Source organism: Nonomuraea cavernae, assembly GCF_014646355.1.
In the GTDB taxonomy this organism is placed as follows: domain Bacteria; phylum Actinomycetota; class Actinomycetes; order Streptosporangiales; family Streptosporangiaceae; genus Nonomuraea; species Nonomuraea cavernae.
Genome location: NZ_BMNH01000005.1, coordinates 209,175 through 231,206, shown reverse-complemented (window position 1 = coordinate 231,206; position 22,032 = coordinate 209,175). Strand labels below are relative to the sequence as shown.

At 70.2% G+C, this 22,032-nt stretch carries 19 protein-coding genes; 7 read left to right on the top strand and 12 right to left on the bottom strand.

Annotated features, from left to right (window positions below):
* Positions 1 to 312, bottom strand: a 312-nt coding sequence (locus IEY82_RS39075; protein WP_229697577.1) for a helix-turn-helix domain-containing protein, incomplete at its 3' end; no start/stop codon positions are given.
* Between the two features lie 154 nt (positions 313 to 466).
* Between IEY82_RS39075 and IEY82_RS12300 the strand changes: the two genes are divergently transcribed.
* The 6 genes from IEY82_RS12300 (at position 467) to IEY82_RS12275 (ending at position 6,835) form a co-directional block, all read left to right on the top strand.
* Complete coding sequence (locus IEY82_RS12300) at positions 467 to 1,603, top strand: PP2C family protein-serine/threonine phosphatase (protein WP_189124191.1); 1,137 nt, start codon at positions 467 to 469, stop codon at positions 1,601 to 1,603.
* A complete protein-coding gene (locus IEY82_RS12295; RefSeq protein WP_225263030.1) occupies positions 1,600 to 2,742 on the top strand; it encodes a sensor histidine kinase in 1,143 nt (380 codons plus the stop codon). The genes IEY82_RS12300 and IEY82_RS12295 overlap by 4 nt, the downstream gene beginning before the upstream one ends.
* Positions 2,739 to 3,188 carry a response regulator gene (locus IEY82_RS12290; RefSeq protein ID WP_189124190.1) on the top strand — a complete coding sequence of 150 codons (450 nt, stop codon included), beginning with the start codon at positions 2,739 to 2,741 and terminating at the stop codon, positions 3,186 to 3,188. Before IEY82_RS12295 ends, IEY82_RS12290 begins: the two co-directional genes overlap by 4 nt.
* A gap of 204 nt (positions 3,189 to 3,392) precedes the next feature.
* A complete protein-coding gene (gene sdhC, locus IEY82_RS12285; protein ID WP_189124189.1) occupies positions 3,393 to 4,184 on the top strand; it encodes a succinate dehydrogenase subunit SdhC in 792 nt (263 codons plus the stop codon).
* Positions 4,185 to 4,196: 12 nt separating this feature from the next.
* Complete coding sequence (locus IEY82_RS12280; RefSeq protein WP_189124188.1) at positions 4,197 to 6,086, top strand: fumarate reductase/succinate dehydrogenase flavoprotein subunit; 1,890 nt, start codon at positions 4,197 to 4,199, stop codon at positions 6,084 to 6,086.
* Positions 6,083 to 6,835: a succinate dehydrogenase/fumarate reductase iron-sulfur subunit gene (locus IEY82_RS12275; protein ID WP_189124187.1), complete on the top strand. Its 753-nt coding sequence runs from the start codon at positions 6,083 to 6,085 to the stop codon at positions 6,833 to 6,835. The genes IEY82_RS12280 and IEY82_RS12275 overlap by 4 nt, the downstream gene beginning before the upstream one ends.
* A 45-nt stretch (positions 6,836 to 6,880) precedes the next feature.
* On the opposite strand, the gene IEY82_RS12270 is transcribed toward IEY82_RS12275, so the two are convergent.
* Both IEY82_RS12270 and IEY82_RS12265 read right to left on the bottom strand, forming a co-directional pair.
* Entirely contained in the window at positions 6,881 to 8,140 is a 1,260-nt protein-coding gene (locus IEY82_RS12270; RefSeq protein WP_189124186.1) for a superantigen-like protein SSL4, read from the bottom strand.
* Between the two features lie 73 nt (positions 8,141 to 8,213).
* Positions 8,214 to 8,600: a hypothetical protein gene (locus tag IEY82_RS12265; RefSeq protein ID WP_189124185.1), complete on the bottom strand. Its 387-nt coding sequence runs from the start codon at positions 8,598 to 8,600 to the stop codon at positions 8,214 to 8,216.
* A gap of 661 nt (positions 8,601 to 9,261) precedes the next feature.
* Between IEY82_RS12265 and IEY82_RS12260 the strand changes: the two genes are divergently transcribed.
* Complete coding sequence (locus tag IEY82_RS12260) at positions 9,262 to 9,693, top strand: hypothetical protein (protein WP_189124184.1); 432 nt, start codon at positions 9,262 to 9,264, stop codon at positions 9,691 to 9,693.
* A gap of 312 nt (positions 9,694 to 10,005) precedes the next feature.
* On the opposite strand, the gene IEY82_RS12255 is transcribed toward IEY82_RS12260, so the two are convergent.
* The 9 genes from IEY82_RS12255 to IEY82_RS12215 form a co-directional block, all read right to left on the bottom strand.
* Positions 10,006 to 10,398: a (deoxy)nucleoside triphosphate pyrophosphohydrolase gene (locus tag IEY82_RS12255; protein ID WP_189124183.1), complete on the bottom strand. Its 393-nt coding sequence runs from the start codon at positions 10,396 to 10,398 to the stop codon at positions 10,006 to 10,008.
* Positions 10,395 to 11,489 carry a C40 family peptidase gene (locus IEY82_RS12250; RefSeq protein ID WP_225263033.1) on the bottom strand — a complete coding sequence of 365 codons (1,095 nt, stop codon included), beginning with the start codon at positions 11,487 to 11,489 and terminating at the stop codon, positions 10,395 to 10,397. The genes IEY82_RS12255 and IEY82_RS12250 overlap by 4 nt, the downstream gene beginning before the upstream one ends.
* Complete coding sequence (locus IEY82_RS12245) at positions 11,486 to 12,115, bottom strand: hypothetical protein (RefSeq protein ID WP_189124182.1); 630 nt, start codon at positions 12,113 to 12,115, stop codon at positions 11,486 to 11,488. The genes IEY82_RS12250 and IEY82_RS12245 overlap by 4 nt, the downstream gene beginning before the upstream one ends.
* Before the next feature lie 2 nt (positions 12,116 to 12,117).
* Positions 12,118 to 14,469, bottom strand: a complete 2,352-nt coding sequence (locus IEY82_RS12240) for a type IV secretion system protein (protein ID WP_189124181.1) — start codon at positions 14,467 to 14,469, stop codon at positions 12,118 to 12,120.
* The gene (locus IEY82_RS12235; RefSeq protein ID WP_189124180.1) at positions 14,466 to 16,946 is read right to left on the bottom strand and encodes an ATP-binding protein; all 2,481 of its coding nucleotides are present in this window, start codon (positions 16,944 to 16,946) and stop codon (positions 14,466 to 14,468) included. The genes IEY82_RS12240 and IEY82_RS12235 overlap by 4 nt, the downstream gene beginning before the upstream one ends.
* Positions 16,947 to 16,993: 47 nt before the next feature.
* Positions 16,994 to 19,798: a TcpE family conjugal transfer membrane protein gene (locus IEY82_RS39865; RefSeq protein WP_189124179.1), complete on the bottom strand. Its 2,805-nt coding sequence runs from the start codon at positions 19,796 to 19,798 to the stop codon at positions 16,994 to 16,996.
* A gap of 55 nt (positions 19,799 to 19,853) precedes the next feature.
* A complete protein-coding gene (locus tag IEY82_RS12225) occupies positions 19,854 to 20,099 on the bottom strand; it encodes a hypothetical protein (RefSeq protein ID WP_225263094.1) in 246 nt (81 codons plus the stop codon).
* A gap of 81 nt (positions 20,100 to 20,180) precedes the next feature.
* Entirely contained in the window at positions 20,181 to 21,200 is a 1,020-nt protein-coding gene (locus tag IEY82_RS12220; RefSeq protein WP_189124177.1) for a conjugal transfer protein, read from the bottom strand.
* Between the two features lie 359 nt (positions 21,201 to 21,559).
* A complete protein-coding gene (locus tag IEY82_RS12215; protein ID WP_189124176.1) occupies positions 21,560 to 21,874 on the bottom strand; it encodes a hypothetical protein in 315 nt (104 codons plus the stop codon).
* Positions 21,875 to 22,032 lie beyond the last annotated feature (158 nt).

The window sequence follows — 22,032 nt, the reverse complement described above, 5'->3', positions numbered from 1 at the left end:
CACCGGGTATCCGGCCCGTTTGGCGAAGAAACCGGCGAACGCCGCCTGAAGATGACGCAACGCCTGCTGCAACGGGACGCAGGACACCGCGCCCAGAAAGCTCAGCTCCTCGGTGCGCTTCCAGGCCGTCAGCGCCGCCGACGACTCCGCGTAGGAGACGCCGCGGCCCTCCAGCCGGTAGGCCCGGGTCCGCTCTTCAAGCGCCTTGTTGTAGACCAGGCGCACGCAGCCGAACGTCCGGGCAAGCTCCACTGCCTGCTCGGGAGTCGGGTGGAAGCGGTACTTGTAGGCCCGCTTCACGATCTGCGCCACGCCGCACAACCTACTGCAAGATCCGCCAAATCTCGTACACGTGTTCGATTTGATGGCATTGTTCCGGCTTTCCTCCCCGCCCTGAAGGACGGGGTCTCCAGCCTCAAGGAGATTCGATGAGCGACAACGATCCCCCCGGCACGAAGAGGCGTGTGTGACGGCAACTCTCTCCGAAACGCTGACGCTGCTCCTCATCGAGGACGACGACGGTGACGCCTTTCTGGTCGAAGAGCTTCTCAAGCAGGCCGAAGCGCCGCCCAAGATCACCTGGGTGCGCAGCCTGCGGGAGACCAAGGCCAAGCTCACCTCCCAGATCCAGTGCGTGCTCGTCGACCTGACCCTGCCCGACGCCACCGGGCTGGAGGCGCTGGAGCAGGTGCTGGCCATGGCCCCGCAGGCGGCCGTGCTGGTGCTGACCGGCCTGCGCGACGTGCACGTGGGCGTCGCCGCGGTCAAGGCGGGAGCCCAGGACTACCTGGTCAAGCAGGACATCGACGCGCGGCTGCTGGCCCGGGCCGTGCGCTACTCGATGGAGCGCAAGCGCGCCGACCTGGCGCACCTCGCGCTCGTCGCGGCCGAGCTGACCGCCAAGGAGAACTCCCGGCTGGAGAGCGGGCTGCTCCCCGTGCCGCTGCTGCACACCGACGCGCTGCGGCACACCACTCGCTACCTGCCCGGCAGCCAGGGCTCGCTGCTCGCCGGCGACTTCCTCGACACGGTGCAGACGCCCGACGGCTCCGTGCACATCGTGGTCGGCGACGTCTGCGGGCACGGTCCGGCCGAGGCGGCGCTCGGCGTGGCGCTGCGCATCGCCTGGCGCACGCTCGTGCTGGCCGGGCAGACCGGTGACCGGATGCTGCGCACGCTGGACGCGGTGCTGCGGGCCGAGCGCCAGGCTCCCGAGATCTTCACCACGCTCTGCATGGCCACGATCACCCCCGACCTGCGGCACGCCCGGATGCGGGTGGTCGGCCACCCGCCGCCTGTGCTGGTGCGCGACGGCAGGGTCGAGGTGGTCGCGGACACGCCGTCCGGCCCGCCGCTCGGCATCTTCCCCGACGCCGAGTGGCGGATCCTCGACGTCCCGCTGGGCGAGGAATGGTCGATGATGCTCTACACCGACGGCCTCATCGAGGCGGTCGTGGGCGAGTACAAAGAGCTCCTCGGGGTCGACGGGCTGGTCGATCTGATCCGCGCACACGGCTCGATCGACCTCGATCGGCTCATCACACACGTGGGCACCCTGAGCGACGACCTCGCCGTGGTGCTCGTACGAAGGGGACCCGAGTGAGCATCCACCCGCTGCCGCCGCCCGAGCAGCCGACCGGGCTCGGCCGGCTGCCCGTCGCCCGCTGGTTCGTCGCGACGGGTCTGGCCGCCGTGATCGCCCTGGCGGGCGGGATCGTGCTCACCGTCCTGATGATCGAGGCCGTCCGCGACGCCGGGCCGCGACCCGTCGTCGAGGTGCAGCTCGACCGGCTGAACGCGGCGCTGGTGGTGCTGTTCGTGGTGGTCGTCGCCGTCGCGGTCGGCCTCGCGGTCATCGTCCGCTACACCGTGCTCAAACCCATCGCGCAGCTCACCGAGCAGGTGCGCCAGGTCGCGTCCGGCGACTTCGACCAGCGCCTGCGGGTCGACCGGCCGGCCGAGCTGGCCGAGCTGTCGAGCCACATCGACGCCATGCGCGTACGCGTCGTGACGGCCTGGCGCACCGCCGAGGACCAGGCCGACGAGCTGCGCAGGTCCAATGGAGAGCTGGAGCAGTTCGCCTACGTCGCCAGCCATGACCTCCAGGAGCCGCTCCGCAAGATCGCCAGCTTCACCCAGATGCTCGAACAACGCTACGGCGACCAGCTCGACGACCGGGCCAAGCAGTACATCCACTACTCGGTCGACGGCGCGAAGCGGATGCAGCTGCTCATCAACGACCTGCTCGACTTCTCCAGGGTCGGCCGGGTGAGCGGCGAGCGCGTGGTCATCGACACGGGCGAGGCGCTGCGCCTCGCGCTGAGCAACCTGTCGGCCAGGATCGAGGACTCCGAGGCGGTCGTCACCTCGGACGAGCTGCCCAAGGTCATCGGCAACCGCCTCCAGCTCACCCAGCTCTTCCAGAACCTCGTCGAGAACGCGGTGAAGTTCCGCTCCGAGGCGCCGCCGCGCGTGCACATCGGGGTCAGGCGCGCGGGCGAGATGTGGGAGTTCAGCTGCTCCGACAACGGGATCGGAGTCGAACCCAAGTACGCTGACCGGATCTTCCTGATTTTCCAGCGGCTGCATCCGCGGGACGTGTATCCAGGAACCGGCATCGGGCTGGCCCTCTGCCGCAAGATCATCGACTTCCACGGTGGTCAGCTCTGGCTCGACGGCGACGCCGAGGGGCCCGGGACGACGTTCCGCTGGACCCTGCCCCCGGCTGGAGAGGACGAATGAGCGACTGGCGGCCGATCGAGGTGCTCCTGGTGGAGGACGACCAGGGCGACATCCTGCTCACCCAGGAGGCCTTCGAGCTCAACAAGGTGAAGAACCGCCTGCACGTGGTCAACGACGGCGAGCAGGCAATGGCGTTCCTGCGCCGCGAGGATGCCTACAAGGACGTGCCACGCCCCGACCTGATGCTGCTCGACCTCAATCTCCCCCGGATGGACGGCCTGGAGGTGCTGCGCGAGGTCAAGGCCGACGCCGATCTCCGGACGATTCCGGTGGTGATCCTGACCACCTCCGAGGCCGAGGAGGACATCCTCCGGGGCTACCAGTTGCACGCCAACGCGTACGTCTCGAAGCCCGTGGATTTCGAGCAATTCATCCGAGTTGTCCGACAAATCGATGATTTTTTCGTCTCTGTGGTTAAGTTGCCGACCCACGGGCAGCGCCTCTGACGGACGCCCTGACGGGCGACGTGATGGGAATCACAGCAGGTCAGCCAAAAAGTGAGTGACCCTTCTCACAAATGTCCCTGCTGGCGTCGTAACGTATGGCGCACCAATGCGCGCCCGAGCGGAGACGACGCCCCGCCGTACGCGCGCCCAGCGAACAACCCGGATCCCAGGCGTGCGGGTCCGTGGGAGGTGGAGAGGTCCGCGATGACCCAGACGACGCCCGATGCGCCGGTCAGAAGGCAGCGTGCGCAGATCAAGGTGCGCACCCTGCGCACCGACAGATGGTGGCTGGCCCCACTGCTGACATTCCTCGGGCTCAGCTCGTTCCTCGTCTACGGTGTGTGGGCGATCCTCGACGGCAACTACTACGTGGCCGGGGCCGAGTACATCGCCCCGTTCTCGTCGCCGTGCCTGGCCGAATCATGTCCCGAGGGAGCACGGTTCCTGGGATGGGCCCCCTTCGGCGAGTGGTACACCCTGCCGCCGGGGCTGCTGATCCTTGGTCTGCCCGGTGGATTCCGGCTGACCTGCTACTACTACCGCAAGTCCTACTACCGCTCGTTCTGGCTCTCGCCCCCCGCCTGCTCGGTGGCCGAGCCGCACGGCAAGTACACCGGTGAGACCCGCCTCCCGCTGATCATGCAGAACATCCACCGCTACTTCTTCTACTTCGCGGTGCTGATCGGCTTCGTGCTCACCTACGACGCGATCCTGGCCCTCGTGCACAAGCCGCTCGGCCTCGGCACCTGGATCCTGATCGTCAACGCGGTGCTCATCCTCGGCTACACGTTCGGCTGCCACTCCTGCAGGCACATCACCGCGGGCCGGCTCAACCACTTCTCCCGCCACCCGCTGCGCTACCGGGCCTGGACGTTCGTCTCCAAGCTCAACGCCAAGCACCAGCAGCTCGCGTGGGCCTCGATGTTCTCCGTCATGATCGCGGACTTCTACGTCCGCATGGTCGCCCATGGCATCATCGCCTTCCCGTACGCGTAAGGAAATCTTTCAGTGGAAATCGAGCGACACGAATACGACGTCGTCGTCATCGGCGCGGGCGGCGCCGGGCTCCGGGCCGCGATCGAGGCCCGCCAGCAGGGCAAGCGCACGGCCATCGTCTGCAAGTCGCTGTTCGGCAAGGCGCACACGGTCATGGCCGAGGGCGGCGCCGCGGCGGCCATGGGCAACGTCAACCCCGACGACAACTGGATGGTGCACTTCCGTGACACCATGCGGGGCGGCAAGTTCCTCAACAACTGGCGGATGGCCGAGCTCCACGCCAAGGAGGCCGCCGACCGGGTCTGGGAGCTGGAGGCCTGGGGCGCGCTGTTCGACCGCACCAAGGACGGCAAGATCAGCCAGCGCAACTTCGGCGGGCACGAGTATCCCCGTCTCGCGCACGTCGGCGACCGCACCGGCCTGGAGCTGATCCGCACCCTGCAGCAGCGCGTGGTCGCCCTCCAGCAGGAGGACTACGAGACGCACGGCGACTACGAGGCCTACATCAAGGTCTTCGCCGAGTGCACGATCACCCGGCTGCTCAAGGACGGCGACCGCATCTCGGGCGCGTTCGGCTACTGGCGCGAGACCGGCAACCTGATCCTGTTCGACGCGCCGGCCGTCGTGCTGGCCACCGGCGGCATCGGCAAGTCCTACGTGGTGACGTCCAACTCCTGGGAATACACCGGTGACGGGCACGCCCTGGCCCTGCTGGCCGGAGCCAACCTGATCAACATGGAGTTCATCCAGTTCCACCCCACGGGCATGGTCTGGCCGCCGTCCGTGCGCGGCATCCTGGTCACCGAGTCGGTCCGCGGTGACGGCGGGGTGCTGCGCAACTCCGAGGGCGAGCGCTTCATGTTCAAGTACATCCCCGAGGTGTTCAAGGACAAGTACGCCACCACCGAGGAGGAGGGCGACCGCTGGTACACCGACCAGGCCAACAACCGCCGGCCTCCGGAGCTGCTTCCTCGTGACGAGGTGGCCCGCGCGATCAACGCCGAGGTGAAGGCCGGTCGCGGCTCACCCCAGGGCGGCGTCTACCTCGACGTGTCCACCCGGCTCCCCGCCGAGGAGATCAAGAAGCGGCTGCCGTCGATGCACCACCAGTTCAAGGAGCTGGCCGACGTCGACATCACCGCCGAACCCATGCAGGTGGGCCCGACCTGCCACTACATCATGGGCGGGGTCGAGGTCGACGCCGACACCGGTGCCGCGGCCGTGCCCGGGCTGTTCGCCGCGGGCGAGGTCTCGGGCGGCATGCACGGATCCAACCGGCTGGGCGGCAACTCGCTGTCCGACCTGCTGGTCTTCGGCCGCCGGGCCGGCGCGGGCGCGGCCGAGTACGTCGACAGGCTGCCGACCCGGCCGAAGGTCGTCGAGGAGCTGGTCGCGGAGGCCCGCGCCGAGGCCCTGGAGCCCCTGGAGCGGGCCGGCGAGAACCCCTACGAGGTGCACCACGAGCTCCAGCGGACGATGAACGAGCTGGTCGGCATCATCCGCAAGGCCGAAGAGGTGTCCGAGGCCCTGGAGGTCGTGGAGAAGCTCAAGGAGCGGGTGCGGATGGTCGGCGCGGCCGGCTCGCGCATCTACAACCCCGGCTGGCACCTGGCGCTCGACCTGCGCAACATGGTGCTGGTCTCCGAGTGCGTGGCGCGCGCCGCGCTGCTGCGCGAGGAGAGCCGCGGCGGGCACACCCGCGACGACTACCCCGGTATGAACCCCGAGTGGCGTCGCAAGTTGCTCGTCTGCTCCACCTCCGACGGCTCGTCGGTCAAGGTCGAGGAGAGGGTCCAGCCCTCGATGCGGGACGACCTGATCTCCCTGTTCGACCGGGACGAGCTGTCCAAGTACCTCACCGACGAAGAGATGGCCGAGTTCGACGGGATAGCGAAGTCATGAGCTACAAGGCAAAGTTCAAGGTCTGGCGTGGTGAGGGCGGCGAGGGCAAACTCGAGGACTTCACCGTCGAGGTCAACGAGGGCGAGGTGGTCCTCGACATCATCCACCGGCTGCAGGCCACACAGGCGCCCGACCTCGCCGTCCGCTGGAACTGCAAGGCCGGCAAGTGCGGGTCCTGCTCGATGGAGATCAACGGGAAGCCGCGGCTGGGCTGCATGACCCGGATGTCCACCTTCGAGGAGGACGAGACGATCACGGTCACACCGATGCGGACCTTCCCCGTCATCAAGGACCTGGTCACCGACGTCTCGTTCAACTACGAGAAGGCCCGGGAGGTCCCGTCCTTCACGCCTCCGGACGGGGTGCGGCCCGGCGAATACCGCATGCAGCAGGTCGACGTCGAGCGGTCCCAGGAGTTCCGCAAGTGCATCGAGTGCTTCATGTGCAACAACGTCTGCCATGTGATCCGTGACCACGAGGAGAACAAGCCCAGCTTCTCCGGGCCCCGCTTCCTCATGCGGATCGCCGAGCTCGACATGCACCCGTACGACGTGGCCGACCGGCAGCAGTCGGCGCAGGACGAGCACGGGCTCGGCTACTGCAACATCACCAAGTGCTGCACCGAGGTCTGCCCCGAGCACATCAAGATCACCGACAACGCCCTCATCCCCATGAAGGAGCGCGTCGTCGACCGCAAGTACGACCCGATCGTGTGGCTGGGAAACAAGATCTTCAAGCGCGCGAAGTAACCACTCCCGGGCCGGTGGGGCGTTGGCCCCACCGGCCGGAGAACATCACTTGGAGCGCCGCCACCAGCCGCGCCCGCGCTCCTCCTGCTGAGGCAGCGGCTGCACCGCCGTCACCTCGTCGGCCACCGGCTGCGAAACGCCCGGTCCGGCCTCAGCCGGCCGCGCCTCCTGCACGGTCTGCTGCCAGGGCTCGGAGTCGCCCGTCTCCGCCGCCGACGCGGCCCCCAGAGGGCGTTCGGGCGAGTCGTCATAGGGCTCCGCGCCACCCGCCGGAATGTCTGCCGGCGGCTCCTCCACCGGGACCAGCGGCTCGAAGGGGGCCCGATAGGACTCCTCCTCGCTGGTGTACTCGTCCGGGTGCAGCACCACGGGCTCGGGCTGGGCCTCGGGGACGTACGCGGGGTCCTGGTACACGGCGCCGTACTGCACCGGGCCGCCGGGAGTATGGACCGGGACGAAACTGATGATCGGCGCGTACGGCGCGTAGCCGGGCGGCGCCGGATAGCCCACGCTCGCGTAGCCGGGACCCGCCGGGTAGCCGGCGGAAGGATAGCCGGGACCGCCCGGGAAGCCGGGACCCGGCGGGAAGCCGGGACCCGCGGGATAGCCAGGGCCCGCGGGGTGGCCGGCGGCCTCGCCCGAAGCGCCGGGGTAGGGGCCCGCCCGGCGCACGGCCGCCGCGTGAGCCAACCGGCGCAGCCGGCCCTCGAAGATCAGCACCGCGAAGAGCGCGAGCAGCACCAGGATCAGCGCGGGGATGCTGAGCTTCTGCGTCACGTCCCGCTGGTCGAACTCGGGCGCCGCGTTGCGCACCTCCAGCTGGACCGGCTCGCTGGTCGTGATCTCCGGCGCGGCGCTGGACAGGGTCTCCACGGGAGTCTCGCTACCGGCGACCGTCGGCATCTCGACGGACTGCTCCTCGGTCGGCTCACTGCTGGGGACCGGCACCTGGACGCTCTGCGTCGGTAAGGGCTGCGGGTTCTGCGCCTGCGTGGGCTCCGGGAGGTTCTGCGGCGGGCTGGACGTGGTCTTCTTCGGCGTCGGGGCCTTCGAGGGCGACTTGGTGACGGTCCGCGTGATCGTGGTCTCCGGCTCGTCTGGCGTGGGCGTGCCCAGCGTCGTGGTGACCGTCACCGTGACCTGCGGGTCGCTCTCGCACGCCTGACCGGCCTCACACGGCTCGACCCCGGGGTCGTACGCCACCGAGGCACTCGCGCTCTGCATGATGAAAGGCGCCGTGCCGACACCGGTCAAGGCCAGGGCCAAGACCATGGCGGAGACGGCCGTCGCTCGCGTGCGTGCCACCAGTGCCCTCCGCGTAATCCCGAACAATAGTCAAGGGAATACTAGTCGGGTCAAAGTAACAGTAAAGACCGATCTACTGTTCCATTTTCCGGATACGTGCGCGCTGCTTCCAGGCGACCACCCACAGTCCGCCCAGCAGCACCGCGATGCCCCCCGCGACGGCCGGCGCCCCCCGTGCCCCCGCCAGCGGATTCGCCGGCTCCAGCCGCTGCGCCCGCCTCGTGGAGACGGCGATCTGGCGCGGCAACGGCGCTCCCAGCTCGGCCGACCCGCTGCTTTCGAGCGCGGCGACAAAGGGCTGCGGGGCCGCGTCAACCGGCTGCTGCTGGGCCTGCGGCATGACGAGGGGCTGCCCGCCGGACGGCGTCGTACTGATCCCCGCCTGCTGCGAAGGCATCGCCGCACCCGTTCCGGAAGATCCCGCACGCATCTCGGCGACAGCGTTCTCCCCGGTGTTCACCGCTCGCATCCCCGCACGCTGGGCGGCACGCCCGGACACGGCAGCCAGGCCACCCACACCCGTCGCCCCATCGTGACCGGCCACACCCGGCCTACCGGCACCGCCGTCCACGCGACCCGCGACGTCGGCCGTGGCGGCACGATCAGCCCGGGTCGCCACCTGTCCCCGGCCGCCGCGACCCGCCACACCAGGCAGGCCGGCACGACCATCGCCCCGGCCCGGCGCGCTCGACCTGCCGGTATGAGCGTCGGCGGGGCTCGGGGCGGCCGAGGTCCCGGTGCGTCCACTCTCGCCCAGCGCGCGCCCCGGATCGCCCGATCGGGGTGGTACGCGGGTCGCGTGGCCGGTCATCGCGGAGGTCGCGGGAGGAGGCTCCGGCCAGTTCCCGGCAGGAGGCGCGGCTCCGTCGACGGACGTCGTGGCGGTGCCGCTCAGAGTCGTGGCCCCACCGGACGCCCCGGGCATCCGGGCGGCGCTCGCGAGCACCACCTCGTCCGCCCCTTCCGGCACGGTGAGCCGCACGTCAACGGTCTGTTGCCCGGCGCTGTCTCCCAGGTGACACACCTGGGCCACGTTCATGGCGGCCCGGCGAACCGGCGCGCGCACCGCGGCCAACGCCCGATCCTCCACCGATCTGCGTTCATTCCTGAGGATCAATCCCGTGTCGACCGGCGACCCGGACACCTCCGGAATCGGCGCCGTTCCCGGCATGGAAGCCGGCGCCGTACCGGCCTCCCCCGGAGCCGGTCGTGGCAGCACCCCGGACACGACCGGAGCCGGTCGTGGCAGCACCCCGGACACGACCGGAGCCGGTTTCGACCCGGACGCGGAAGCCGGAGCCAGTGCCGGCGCCGCCCCGGAGCCGCCCGAGACCACAGCCGCCGTCGGCGCCGACCCGGACCTGTCTGGAACCGTAGCCGCCGTCGGCATCATCCCGGACCTGTCTGGAACCGCAGCCGCCGTCGGCATCATCCCCGACATGCCCGGCGCTGATGCCGGCAGCTCACCGGAGGCGGCAGGAGCCGGGGCCGGCGCGACCGGCCGGCTCTGCGCGATCATCCGGGCGGCGTCGAAGGGCCGTACGGGCTCCTGATCCGCCGGGCAGGTGACGGCGGACAGGGCGCGGACCGGGCTGGCGGCGACCGCGACGCGGACCTCGCCGGTGGTCCCTTCGAGCCGCACCTGGAAGCGCAGCACGTCGCCGGTCCTGACCCATTTCCCGAACCCGGCGGGGACGTCCACGCGCTCCAGCACCATCGCCATCCCGGCCGCCGCAGCAGGCACGACCGGCGCTGCCACCAGCATCAACGCCCCCGTCACGATCCAGCCTCGATTGATCACGCCGCGTTTCCCCCCGCTGCGACAAATTACACCTAGTAATCGTTATGTAGCAGAGAGCGACGGGCTAATCCTGCTGGAGAACTCTTTCCACGGCCTTCATGATCTCGTGGTCCGCACCCAACCACTCGACGTCGTAGTACTCGCCGGGGGCCAGCCACCGCAACGCCAGATGCTCCTTGGCCTCAGGTGTCCCCTCGGCCACGGAAGCCAGCCAGACCCGCATCACGTACCCGTCGGTCAGCGGCCAGTCGCCGCCCACCCGCTCGCCCACGGCGATCCGCACGCCGAGCTCCTCCTGGCACTCCCGCACCAGCGCCTCGAACTCGCTCTCCCCCGGATCCACCTTCCCGCCGGGGAACTCCCAGCCCCCGGCGAGCGCGGGCGGCTCGGCCCGCTGCGCGGCGAGCACCCGCGCGCCGGACGAGATGATCACCGCGGCGACCACGACGACTGTCATAGAGAGGCCTTCCGCAGCCTTGTGAGCTGCTCGATCACGTCGGAGTTCTGCAGCGGCCGGGTGAAGCCCACGATGTTGCCCCGTGACGCGTAGCCCGTGACCTTGATCGGCCCGCACAGGCGGCACCGCGCCTCGATCATCTGCCCCTTCGACACGACCATTCCCACGTGCCCGGGCCGGTCGGGCCCCGTGCCCGGCCCCGAGTTGAAGAAGACCAGGTCGCCCGGCTGCTCGCTGCCCTGAGAGACCTTCACCCCGAACGGCCACTGCCCGAACGTGGTGCGCGGGATCGACAGCCCCGCCGTCCGGTACGCCGCGTAGATGATGCCCGAGCAGTCGAACGCGTCGGGCCCGGTGCCCCCCCACAGGTACGGCTTGCCGCGCTGGGCCAGGGCGAAGGACAGGATCTTGGCGACCACGTCGTTGGGCGCGGCCTCGACCAGCGGCTCGTCGCACGAGTCGTCGGCCTGCGGCGGCACCTCGACCTCGCCGGACTTGGCGTAACGCTTGGCGATCTCCTCGACCTGGTCGACGTACCACCAGGCCCGGTTGTAGACGAACAGCGCCCGCCGGACCTGCTCCGGGGCCCCGTTGCGCTTGAGCATCCTGGCGGCGCCCAGGATGGCGTCGGCCGGGTTGTAGACGTCGCCGATGCCGTCACCGTCGCCGTCGGAGGCGTAGCCGTTGAAGCGGGAGGACATCTCGATCCTGGCCTTGCCGCCCCAGGTGCTGATCAGGAACTGCATGGGTCCGGCCGCGCCCGACGAGTTGGTGCCGCTCTTGACGCCGGGCAGTTCGGATCGGCCATGGTCGGTCTCCCGCTTGCCGACCGCGGCCAGGATGTTCCACTGCACGCCGATCTTCTCTCCGTGCTCCTTGTAGAGCTTCAGGTAGTCGGCCGGGATGTCGGAGGCGGCCGAGTCGGAGGCCTCCTCCGACTGCGAGCCGCCGGTGCAGTCGGGGTCCGTCGCGCCGTCGCCGATGAACGAGGGGATCGAGGTCATGAGCATCGGCGAGATGATGATCAGTGCGAGCAGCAGGGCCCCGGCGACGCCTAACGCCAGGACCACGCGGGTGCGGGAGAAGTTCACCCCTCGGTGTCCCCGTCCTGGCCGTCACCGGCCGGCTGAAGGTCGAAGACCCGCCAGTCGGTGCCCATCTGGCTCACGGTGACGGCGTAGTCCTCGGTGAGCTGCCTGGACCCGCTCTTGGCGGTGATCTGCTGGGTGCCGGTGACGACGAGGACGACGGACGTCTTCTCGACCGACCTGATCTCCTTCGTCCTGGCCGTAGCCGTGGAGACCACCTCGTCGGCGCGGTTGCGGTCGACCGTGCCCGGCGAGGAGAGGGTCCTCGCCAGCACGTTGCCGAGGTCGGCCGTGGTGAACACCTTCACCCGGTCGGCGTAGGCCACCGGGTCCTCTTCGTAGCTGAAGGTGCCGTACGCGGCCGTGAACCGCTCAGCCAGGTCGGCGGCCGCCGCGAGCTGTTCCTTGGACATGGGCAGGAAGGAGTAGATGTCGAACGGCGCGTCACTCGCGGTGGCCAGCGGCGTGTTGACCGGAACCGCCGGCGCGCCGCTCGTGCTGGCGGTCGCGACAGGCTCACCGGACGATTCGCCAGAATCGGGCCACATCGTGAGGTAGAGACCGACGGCGGCGATCACCACCACGATGGCGGCGAAGGCCAGCCCCCGCCTGTCACCCTGCTGAGCCATGTTCAGTCCTTGTCCGGGCTGTTGGGCTTGAGCCAGAAGGGCACCGGCGGGTCGTCACCGCCCGAGCCGTTGCTCCGGCGGCTGGGCAGCCAGAGCGGGGGCGCCTCGGAGCGCGGCGACGGCACGTCAGCGGCACGCGAGGAGCCGCCGAACGGCCCGCCGCCCGAGGATCGGCGGCTGCTGGAGCCGCCCGAGCCGCCGGACCGGGAACCCCCCGAACCGGAACCACCACCGGACCGCGAACCACCCTGACCACCGGACCGGGATCCGCCACCGAACAACCCGCCACCGCCGGAACCACCCGAGCCGGAACCACCCGAACGGGATCCGCCGCCGAACAACCCGCCACCGGAGCGCGAACCGCCGCCGAGCAGCCCGCCCGCGCCAGAGCCGGAACCACCCGAACCGCCCGAGCCGCTCGACCGGGGCCGGGAGCCGGCGCGCGGCGCCCACCCACCGCCCGAACGCCCGCCGAACCAGCCCCCCCGGGCGCCGGCGCCCGCGGAACCACCCGAAGCGCTCCCGCCCGAAGCACTCCCCGAAGCGCTCCCGCCCGACGACACGGGCGGGCCGCCCGGGGCGGCGGCGCCGCGCGTGCGAGTCGGCGTGCCGCCGAGGTTGAGCGGCGGGGCCGCGCCCTTGCGCGGTGCGGGGACCTGCCGGCCCGCCGCCTTCCCGCCCTGCTGGTCGGTGTTGAGCGGCGCGGCCGTGGCGGGCACCCGGGTGCCCGGCTGCACTCCCGCCCCGCCCGCCTCTTCGCCGCGGGCCCGAACCTGCGCGACGCCCGCCGCCGCGGCCGCACCGGCCGCGGTGCCCGTCGCGGCCGCCTGGACGAGCGGCTCGGCCTTGCTCGCGCCCCACCGCCCGATGCGGGCCGCGGCCACCGGCGGCAGCGCCACCGACGACCGCTCCAGCGTGCGCGAGCTGGCGGCGTCGCCGAGCATCCGGGTGGTGAGCGTGTGGCCGTTCATCGAGGCGAACAGATGCTGGAACGGCCTGCGGTAGAAGAACACCGCGATCGTCAGCAGGGCCATGAACAGGATCTGCAGCCCCCACGGCATCGCGGTGGAGATGATCAGCGCGTAGCCGTACACGAGCACGCCGAGCACGAGCGCCAGCACGGCCTGCCGGAGCAGCGTGCCGACCAGCATCTCCACCCAGCGCATCGCGATGATCCGGCCGCTGCCCGGATGGACCCCGATCAGCAGGAACACCGGCCCGAGGATCAGCAACAGCAGGAAGCCGACCTTCAGCACCAGTAGCGAGACCGCCACCAGGAAGATGAGCACCCCGGCGACCAGGGCGGCGATGAGCGCGCCGATCGCCACCCCGAGCCGGCTGGTCCAGTCCTTGCCCTGGAAGATGGCGAAGCGCGGATCACCCTTGAGCTTCTCCGCGATCTCGGCGTACTTCGCCTGGTGGGCGGCCGGGTCGGCGGCGGCCTGACCGGCCTGCGGCATGGGGATCGACTGGGTCTCCAGCATGAGCCGGCCGTAGTCGCGCACCACGGGCGCGTTGGGGTCGGACGTGCCGAACATGCCGACCAGCCACGGCTTGCAGACCAGCGTGGACCACAGCGCGTCGGCGTTCTGGTCGACGCCTGGAGTGCCGACCTGGCCGTAGCCGCCCGCCTTGACCTCGGGATTGCTCTGGCCGGGTCCGGGCAGGCAGGAGGCGCCGCCCGCGCCGGGCAGCCCGGAGAAGGCGGAGTTGACGACCTCGCCCGTCTTGTCGGTGACGACCTTGCCGAGCCCGGTGAAGTCGCCCGGCCTGCTGAAGAACCAGGTCGCCACCGTGACGGCGAGCACCATCCAGATGACGCCCTCGGCCGTGGTCGTGGCCCGCTTGCGGATCAGGCCGTACCAGGCCAGCCAGATGGCGCCGAGGATCACGATCGGCCGCAGGTAGGGCCAGTACATCGCGTTGGACAGGTTGATCACGATGTCGTCGACCACGTCCTTGATCGACTGGAGCGGTCCCTCGGTGGCCGCGGCCTGGTAGGTCGTGATCGTCACCCGGTCGATCGCCTTGGCCCACAGGAAGACCGTGTTGGCCCAGCCGTTGCCCATGACGGCGGCGATGTCGGAACAGCCCAGATCGTACGTGTGCCAGAACTGGCCGCTCATGCCGAACTGGGCGTAGTTGGTGGTGGGCGCCGGGGCGGTGCCCTCGGGCGTCGGCGGCTGGATCATGCCGTCGACGCCGCTGTTGATCACCTCGGGGGTCAGCTCGGGCGACAGGTCACACGGAGCCGCGGCGGCCGGCGAGAAGCCGCCCACGACGACCGGGACCACGAGGATGCCCACGATGAGAGCCAGGACGAACGCGAGCCGCCTGGGTAGCCGGATCTTCATGACCGCACCTCCTGCGCTCTGGTGCCCACTCCCCCTTGAAGATCATCATGCCCGCTGTCGTCGGGTTTGTCGTGCGTTGGATTCGTGTCGAGCCAGCGGAGCAGCTCTTCGGAGATCAGGTCTACTCCGATGCGCCCCGCCCTGCCATCCAGATCGCGGAAAATGCATTCGCCGTTGCCCAGCGAGCGCAGCACCGCCTTGTGCTCCTCGGACGGCTCCACGCCGAGCAACGACATCACGTGGTCCACCTCCACCCGCTCGGTGGACCGGAACGCGAACACGGACGACAGGCAGTTGGTCACCTGCTCGTTCAGCAGGTCACCGGCGTTCTGGGAGACGAGGACGAGCGCGGTGTTGCGGGACCGGCCCATCCGGCTGACCTCGGGCACCAGCTTGGCGCCCTCGGGAGTCGAGGTGATCGCCCACGCCTCGTCCAGGAAGATCGCCTTGGGCGCGCGCCGGTCGAGCCCGTTCATCAGCCTGCGCGCGAACTGGGAGACCAGGTAGAGCAGGGCCACCGACAGGCGCTGCTCGTAGGAGTAGTCGTCGCGGCCCGTCGCCACGTCGGGCAGCGTCAGCCCGCCCAGCGTGAACACCGTGGTCCAGCCCTCGCTGTCGATCTGCTCGCCACCGGACGGGTCGAAGCAGAGCCTGGCCAGGTGCATCTCCGACATCGAACGCAGCACCGCGCCGAGGTTCTTCGACGCCGCGTCGGGCGACTGCTCCAGGAACTCCACGACCTTGCCCAGCGACGGGTCGGTGCCGTTGGAGACGGCCGCGACGGCCTGGATCATCGCCGACTCGCGCTCCTCCGACATGCGCGGCAGCAGCAGCCGCAGCGTCTCGGTGGCCATGGTCTTCTTGGCGGCGAGATCGTCGCCGAACGAGAACGGATCGAGCAGGCCCGGCGAGGCCGAGCCCAGGGGGATGATCCGCGCCTTGCGCCCCCGCTTCCGCAGGAGCCGCACCAGCGACTCGGCGTCGCCCTTGGGGTCGATCACCGCGACCGTGACCCCGCGCAGCGCCATCTGGTAGATCATCAGCAGCGCCAGCGTGGTCTTGCCGCCGCCCGGCTCGCCGGTGATCGCGATGGCCGTCGGCCGGTTGCGAGAGGCGGCCAGCAGCGGGTCGAAGTGCACGATGCTGCGGGCCCGGCCGACGGTCTCACCGATGTACGGGCCCAGCCAGCCGTCGGCGCCGTCGTCGAGCCGGTCGCCGAGATCCACGGTCGCGGTGCACATGCCGCCCGCGATCGTGCGCAGCGGCTGCCGCTGCGCGTAGGCGTTGACCCCCACCTTCTCGCCGGGCAACGCCTCACGGAACAGCGAGAACTGGTCGCCCGTCGAGTTGACCACGTCGATGCCCATGTCGCGGTAGTGCTCGACCACCGCCTCGACCCGCTGCACGCAGATGTCCTCGGTCGGGGCCGACACGATCAGGCGGTGCCAGCCGTACACGAAGGGCAGCCGCTCCTTGGTGATGCCGTGCTCCAGCATGCGGGCCGCGTCGATCTGCTCGGCCAGCGCGATCGGCGCCTCGGCGCCCGCCTCTCGGATGTGGATGTCCATGTCACGGGCGTGCGCCAGCTTGCGGGCGACGTCCTTGGACGCCTTGACCGGCGGGATCAGCCGCATCCTGGACGAGATCTCCACCGGGAACGGCAACTGGTCGGCGAAGTGCATCCACGGCTCGCCGTCGGGGAACGGCATCAGGTCGGGGAAGCGGGCGAACGACAGGTGGGCCACGAAGGAGTCGCCCTGCGGTTGCACGACGCGCAGCAGCGACCTGCCGTTGTGGATCTCCCCCTCGACCAGCGACTCGATCTCCCCCCTGCCCCAGCGCCGCTTCGGGCTGGCCGACGGCGGCGGGTCGCCGAGCGCGCCCATGGCCGCGTGCTGGAACAACCACGCCACCTCGACCGAGGTGGCGTGCCGGGCGTAGAGGGCGCTGGAGGCGAGTGCCCGGCCGAGCCGTTCGGCCTGCTCGGTCCATCTGCCGATCTCGGCGGCGGGCACGTTGTCGTCCTCGAGGCCGAGCGCCTTCTCGGTCCGCTGGTAGAACCCGAACAGCTGCGACAGCACTCCGCTGCCGAGCTGCTTGCCGCGCACCCCGAGGCGCACCCCGAGATAGACCTCCTTGGACCAGAAGTCCTTCGCCCAGACGTGGCGGTACATCTCCTCCAGGTAGTCGCGCCATCCCGGGCCCTCGTCGGAGGTGCCGTTGAGGGCCATCGCCCACTCGGCCGCCGGGTAGGTGCGGTGCGCGACCCTCAGGTGGACCTCGGCGTCGGGCATCCTGATCGCGGCCAGCGCGATCGTGATGTTGGTGGCCAGCGCCTCACGCTCCTCGGGCGTGACGAACTCGTAACTGACCGTCGGCAGGCGGAAGTACGCCCATGCGCTGGTGTCGTTGAGCAGGATGCGGTCGTCGAAGTAGCGGACCGCCAGACGCTGATGCGTTCGCGACGCCCTGCTCATGCCGCCCCCTCGGCGCATGAACGGGCCAGACCTGCTCGCTTGTTCACTTATCGCTCACCGATTCTCGTGCCCGGGGGGTCACTCGCCAACTCCTCCTCGCTCGGTCGCACCGTCTGTGCCGAAAAGCCCGCGACCACGACACCGGCGAGGGCGAGATAGGCCCGCCGCCCGGCCGCGCGCAACTGCCCCGGGTCGACGACATCGGCGCCACCCGGCGCCAGGTCGTCCTCCCAGGGGACCCTGACGATGGCCCGGCACCTGCCGCTGGCCACCGATTCCGCCTGCTCGACGTCGGCCATCGAACGCCTGCTCACCCCGTTGACCACCATGACCGCCCGCCGCCGCAGGTCCGCGCACCCGTGCCCGTCGAGCCACTCGTACGTCATCGCGACCGCCTCCGGCGCCTCCTCGCTCGCGGGCACCACCAGCACCAGCTGGTCCGCGTACGGCAGGACCCGCGCGGCCAGCGCGGCCGCCGGATCGATGACGGCCAGTTTGTAGTGCCGGTCGAGCAGGTGCATGACCTGCCCCAGCCGGTGGTCGGAGAACAGCGTGCGATCGGTCAGCCGCTGCTCCGCCTCCGCGTCGGAGTCGGCCCCGATCACCTCCAGGCCCGACGCCGTACGGGTCGTGTAGCCGCGCATCGTCAGGTAGCCGCTGACCTGGTGCAGCCCGGCCAGCAGCGACGCGAGCGTCTCCGGCGTCTCCGGCGTGATCCTGCTGGTCAGGGTGTTGCCGCCGGTGTTGGCGTCGACGGCGATCACCTTGTCGTCTCGGTAGGTGGCCAGCGTGTGGCCGAGCATCAACGCGGTCGTGCTCTGTCCGGCGCCGCCCGTGCAACCGAGCACCACGATCCGGCGGCTGCCGCTGAACACCCCTCTCGCCCTGGCCTCGTCGATCTCCGAGCCGTCGCTCCGCACCCCGCCGCCGCCGACGACCACCTGGGCGATCCGCCGCCACCCGCCGGAGTCACGTCCCACGACGGACTCCACCCGGCGCACCCGTGCCTCCCGCGACCCGGTCACCACAGGCCGCGGTCCGGTGCCCCCGTCACGAGCCACCGAAGCCGCCACGCCTTCGTTTCGCCTGGTGACGCCGGTGTCGGCGACCCCCTCGCCCCGCCGTGCGCTGCCCTCACGGGCCGCCGGAGCCGTGTCGTTCCGCCTGGTGTCCTCGTCGCGACGAGCACCGGCCGAGACGCCCTCACCGGCCCGCCGTACCGGGGCGCCGGCTCCCTGGTCGCGACGGACCGTCTGACCGGCCTGCGGCCGGCTCCGCCGCGCGTCCAGCGGCGGCACCTGCCGGGGCGGCTGCCCCTTACGGTGCTGCATCCGCGCGACCTCGTCCTCACGGGCCGTCTCCACCTCACCAGCCACGGACCCGCCGGACGTAGACCCACTGGACGCCGACCCGCTGGACGCCGACCCAGCGGAAACCGCTTCTCCGGCCACCGGCTCGGCCGGCGCGGGCTCACCCGACGGGGACGTGGTGGAGGCGGACTCAGCGGGCACCGGCTCATCGGCCCCCGAATCGCCGACCGCCGACCCATCGGACACAGACCCGGCCGACATGGACCCACGAGCCGCTGACCCGGGCGACGTAGACCTTCCGAAGGTCGCGTCAGCCACCGCAGGCTCGTCGGAGGAGGACCCGGCCGACTCGGACTCTCCGGACCCAGACGTCACAGCCGCGGACCCGGCCGACACCGACCGATCCGGCGCGGCTCCAACGCCCCCGGACTCGACGGACACGGATTCGGCGGACACCGGTCCGGCGGGCACGGGCTTGGCGGATGTCGAGTCATCGGAGGCGGAGCCGTCAGTTGCCGGTCCGGACGACGTGGAGGCTCCGGAGGTCGCGCGGTCGGAGACGGGAGAGGCTGCCGCGGACGTCGGCGAAGGTGTGGACGGCTGGGCGTCGGCGGTCGCCGCGAGTCTGCGCAGCCGCCGCAACGCCTCGGTGTCGATGGGCTTCCCCACCGTGGGCCCGGACCGCTCACGCGCCTCCGTGGGCCCGGCATCCCGGGCGGCACGTCTCTCGGGGCCACGCGGCGAGCGATCCGTAGCGGGCTGGGCGGTCCCCGTCATGGGCTGGGCGGCACCCGTCGCGGCGCTCCGGACGGGGGATGTTCCGGCCGGTGACAGTTCCGTAGCGGGGGGCGCGCCGGTGCCCGCATCGAGGGCCCGAGTGACGCCTGGGGAATCGCCGGAAACGGACAACTCCCCCCACCGCATGGGCGAGACGTCCTTCGTGACGACCTCGCCACGCACCGCGTGAAGATCCTGTGAGAGGGCGGGGGCGGTGCCTCGGCGGGAGGCGGAACCCCGGGCTGAGCGGCTGGACGCGGGCTCGGCGAGCGGGGCCTGGGCGGCCGCGGCAGCGGCGGCGGCCACGGCGGGACGCACTTGGCGCGGCCCGCCCGCCCGCTGGGCCGAGCGTTTGGGCTGGCGCGCCTTGCGCCGCTTCTTCACGCGTACGCGGGCCGGCATGGTGTGCCAGACGCGGCCGGAGAAGGTGATCGTCTCGGGCTCGGTGGCGGGCGCGAGACGGTACCAGGCGCGCGGCTGCCCGAGGTAGCGGAGCTGCGACTCCAGGAGCTCGGTGAGGCGCTTGCCCTCGATGACGGGCCGGGTGGACAGCCAGGTCACGATCCCGGGCGGCACGAGATAGAGAACGTGCCACGGCATCGCCACCGGCACGCCGACCAGGAACAACAGGAGCGACCACGGCACGAACACGCCGACGAACACGCCGATCCAGACGATGGGGAGCGGCATCGGCAGCCGTAGGTCGTACAGCTTGTAGAGCCGCTTCTCGATTCGCCAGATGTTGGTGTACGTGGGCAGGTCCACGCGGTCCTCCTCTCCACCCGCTCGTTCATGACCGCCGCGGAGCGGTCCCAACCCCTTACTTGATGCCCAATGCGCCCGCGATTGCCTTCGCCGTCACCTCGATAATGTTGGGAACGTAGAAGATCACGCCGATGGCCACGGCCAGAATGAGGAACTGCACGAATCGGGTGATCTCACGCGTGAAGAGGAAGAAGAGCGCGACCACCGAGACGACGACGAGGAAGAGCGGGGCGAAGAACGCGCGCAGGAAGCTGGCGAGTCCTTCGGTGTTGACGCCGGTCGGAGCGGGTGACGGCGTCATTTCGATCAGGTTGAGCACTACGGTCTTCAAGATCACTTCTTGTCCTCCCGGGGGGTGCCGATCAGCAGCGTGGTCGTACGTCTACCCAACAGCCCGACCGGCGCCGCGGATGTCGTTGACGTACCACTTGTCGCCCTGCTTCTCGACGGTGAGGTGGTAGGCCTGCTCAAGGCGGCCGGCCACCTCGCTCGGGTCCGTGGCGTTGGGGTCGGTCGGTGGCGCCGCGCCGGTCGGCACGACCCACACCACCACTGCCTTGATCTCTCGCGTGGCACCCCCCACAGGCACCACCAGCTCCTGAAGCCCGCCGAACGTGAACGCGCCGCCGAAGCTCGGCAGGCTCTTGCCGACGGCGAGGTAGCGCTGCAGCCCCGCGGTGTCACCCGAGGCGTACGCCTTGAAGAACCCCTCCAGCTGGGGCTTGAGCTCGGCGGCGGCGACGTCGTCACCCTCCGGCTCGGCGATCTGGGGCAGGTCGGCCGGTGCGGGCGCGGGCAGGATGGCGGGCCGGCCGGACACCACGAACCTGCCGCCGTCATCGTCGTCACCCGAGTAGTAGATCGGGACGGACAGCATGAGCCTGCGCGCCCCCGACTGGAAGGACACCGTGACGACGGCGTTGCTGGCATCGTCGGCCCGGATGTCGTAGGGCTGAATGGCCACGGCCGACAGCTTGCCATTGCCGTCCCAGCCCAGCTGGGGCGACATGCCCTCGGCCAGGAACGCCTCGAGTTTGCCCGCCCTGCTCGCGGCGTCGGCCGGGTTGAAATTCAGATAAACGCCGGCGAACTGTGCGGCGAACGCCATGCCCCGGTCGACCGGGAATCCGTGGTGGACGTCGACGACGCCATTCGGCGCCGCGGCCTCCTGCTGAGTAAACCTCTCAAATGGGGCACGGACCCCATTAACGACGATAACCACGATAAGCGCCCAAAGAATGATGCGCCCCATCCAGACCAGCCAGCGCCCGCCGCCGCCCGACCAGCCCCGCCGCGACCTGCGCGGCGGCGGCGCGTCGTAGTCGGCCATGTCCGGGCGTGCCGAAAGCTCGGGGTCGCCAGCGATCCGAGGACCGTGCTGGACGGTTGACCTACGAGCCATCACGCCTCCGCTCGCGCCCGTCCCCCCGGCTGGCGCGGTGTCGTCCGTTGCCGATCCCCATCATCCGTGGTGAAGCAGTCACCCTATCCGGTCTCCGCCATTGTTCCAGGAAAGCCACGCCCATGCTGCAGGCATCGCCGTCCGGGGGCAAACCGAGTACGCATGACGCGAAGGAGTGCCCAGTACCTCCACAATCATCCCCAATTGGCATTTGGCCAGGCCAGACGCCTGACCGCATTACCCGCCGGCCAGACATTCCTGTCCGATTGGCGTAGGGACTGTCCCGAACTACGCATTTGGTATAAGACGCGAGCGGCCGCATACCCGCCGAGGGCATGCGGCCGGTCCGTACGGCGTGGTCAGGCCGGCTCGGGATCCTGAAGGGAGGTCGGCTGCCTTCTGCTGCGCAGGTCCACCACGGGCGCCGCCGGCCCGTTGCGTGGCAGCGCCCGCTCGAGCGAGCCACGCAGGTCGGCGAGCATCGCGGTGGCGTCGCGCTCACGCAACCGCGACGCGAGCTCCTCTCGCTCGTCCACCTTCCTTCGCAGGTAGGCCTCGCGGTTGACGCGCAGGCCGTACATGAGCTCGACCCTGAGCAGGGCGAGCTCCTCTTCGAGGCTGATGCCCGCCAGTGACGGGGCGGGACGTCGTTTCTGGATGATGCGACGGATCATGAGGGGGCCTCCCGAGTCAGCGTGAACGCCGTGACGATTCGACGCGCGGGGGAGCACGGTGGTTGACGTCTCATCTGTCCCGGAATCAGACAATGCCCGCTGGACTTTTCCTGGCCTCTCTGGTTCATTACTAGTGTAGTGAACCAGAGAACGAAAGG

Coding starts and splice junctions, on each gene's coding strand:
- IEY82_RS12235 (WP_189124180.1), bottom strand. CDS start 16,946: ATGAGCAGGGCGTCGCGAACGCATCAGCGTCTGGCGGTCCGCTACTTC.
- IEY82_RS12245 (WP_189124182.1), bottom strand. CDS start 12,115: ATGGCTCAGCAGGGTGACAGGCGGGGGCTGGCCTTCGCCGCCATCGTG.
- IEY82_RS12290 (WP_189124190.1), top strand. CDS start 2,739: ATGAGCGACTGGCGGCCGATCGAGGTGCTCCTGGTGGAGGACGACCAG.
- IEY82_RS12275 (WP_189124187.1), top strand. CDS start 6,083: ATGAGCTACAAGGCAAAGTTCAAGGTCTGGCGTGGTGAGGGCGGCGAG.
- IEY82_RS12220 (WP_189124177.1), bottom strand. CDS start 21,200: ATGGCTCGTAGGTCAACCGTCCAGCACGGTCCTCGGATCGCTGGCGAC.
- sdhC (WP_189124189.1), top strand. CDS start 3,393: ATGACCCAGACGACGCCCGATGCGCCGGTCAGAAGGCAGCGTGCGCAG.
- IEY82_RS12240 (WP_189124181.1), bottom strand. CDS start 14,469: ATGAAGATCCGGCTACCCAGGCGGCTCGCGTTCGTCCTGGCTCTCATC.
- IEY82_RS12255 (WP_189124183.1), bottom strand. CDS start 10,398: ATGACAGTCGTCGTGGTCGCCGCGGTGATCATCTCGTCCGGCGCGCGG.
- IEY82_RS12215 (WP_189124176.1), bottom strand. CDS start 21,874: ATGATCCGTCGCATCATCCAGAAACGACGTCCCGCCCCGTCACTGGCG.
- IEY82_RS12225 (WP_225263094.1), bottom strand. CDS start 20,099: ATGACGCCGTCACCCGCTCCGACCGGCGTCAACACCGAAGGACTCGCC.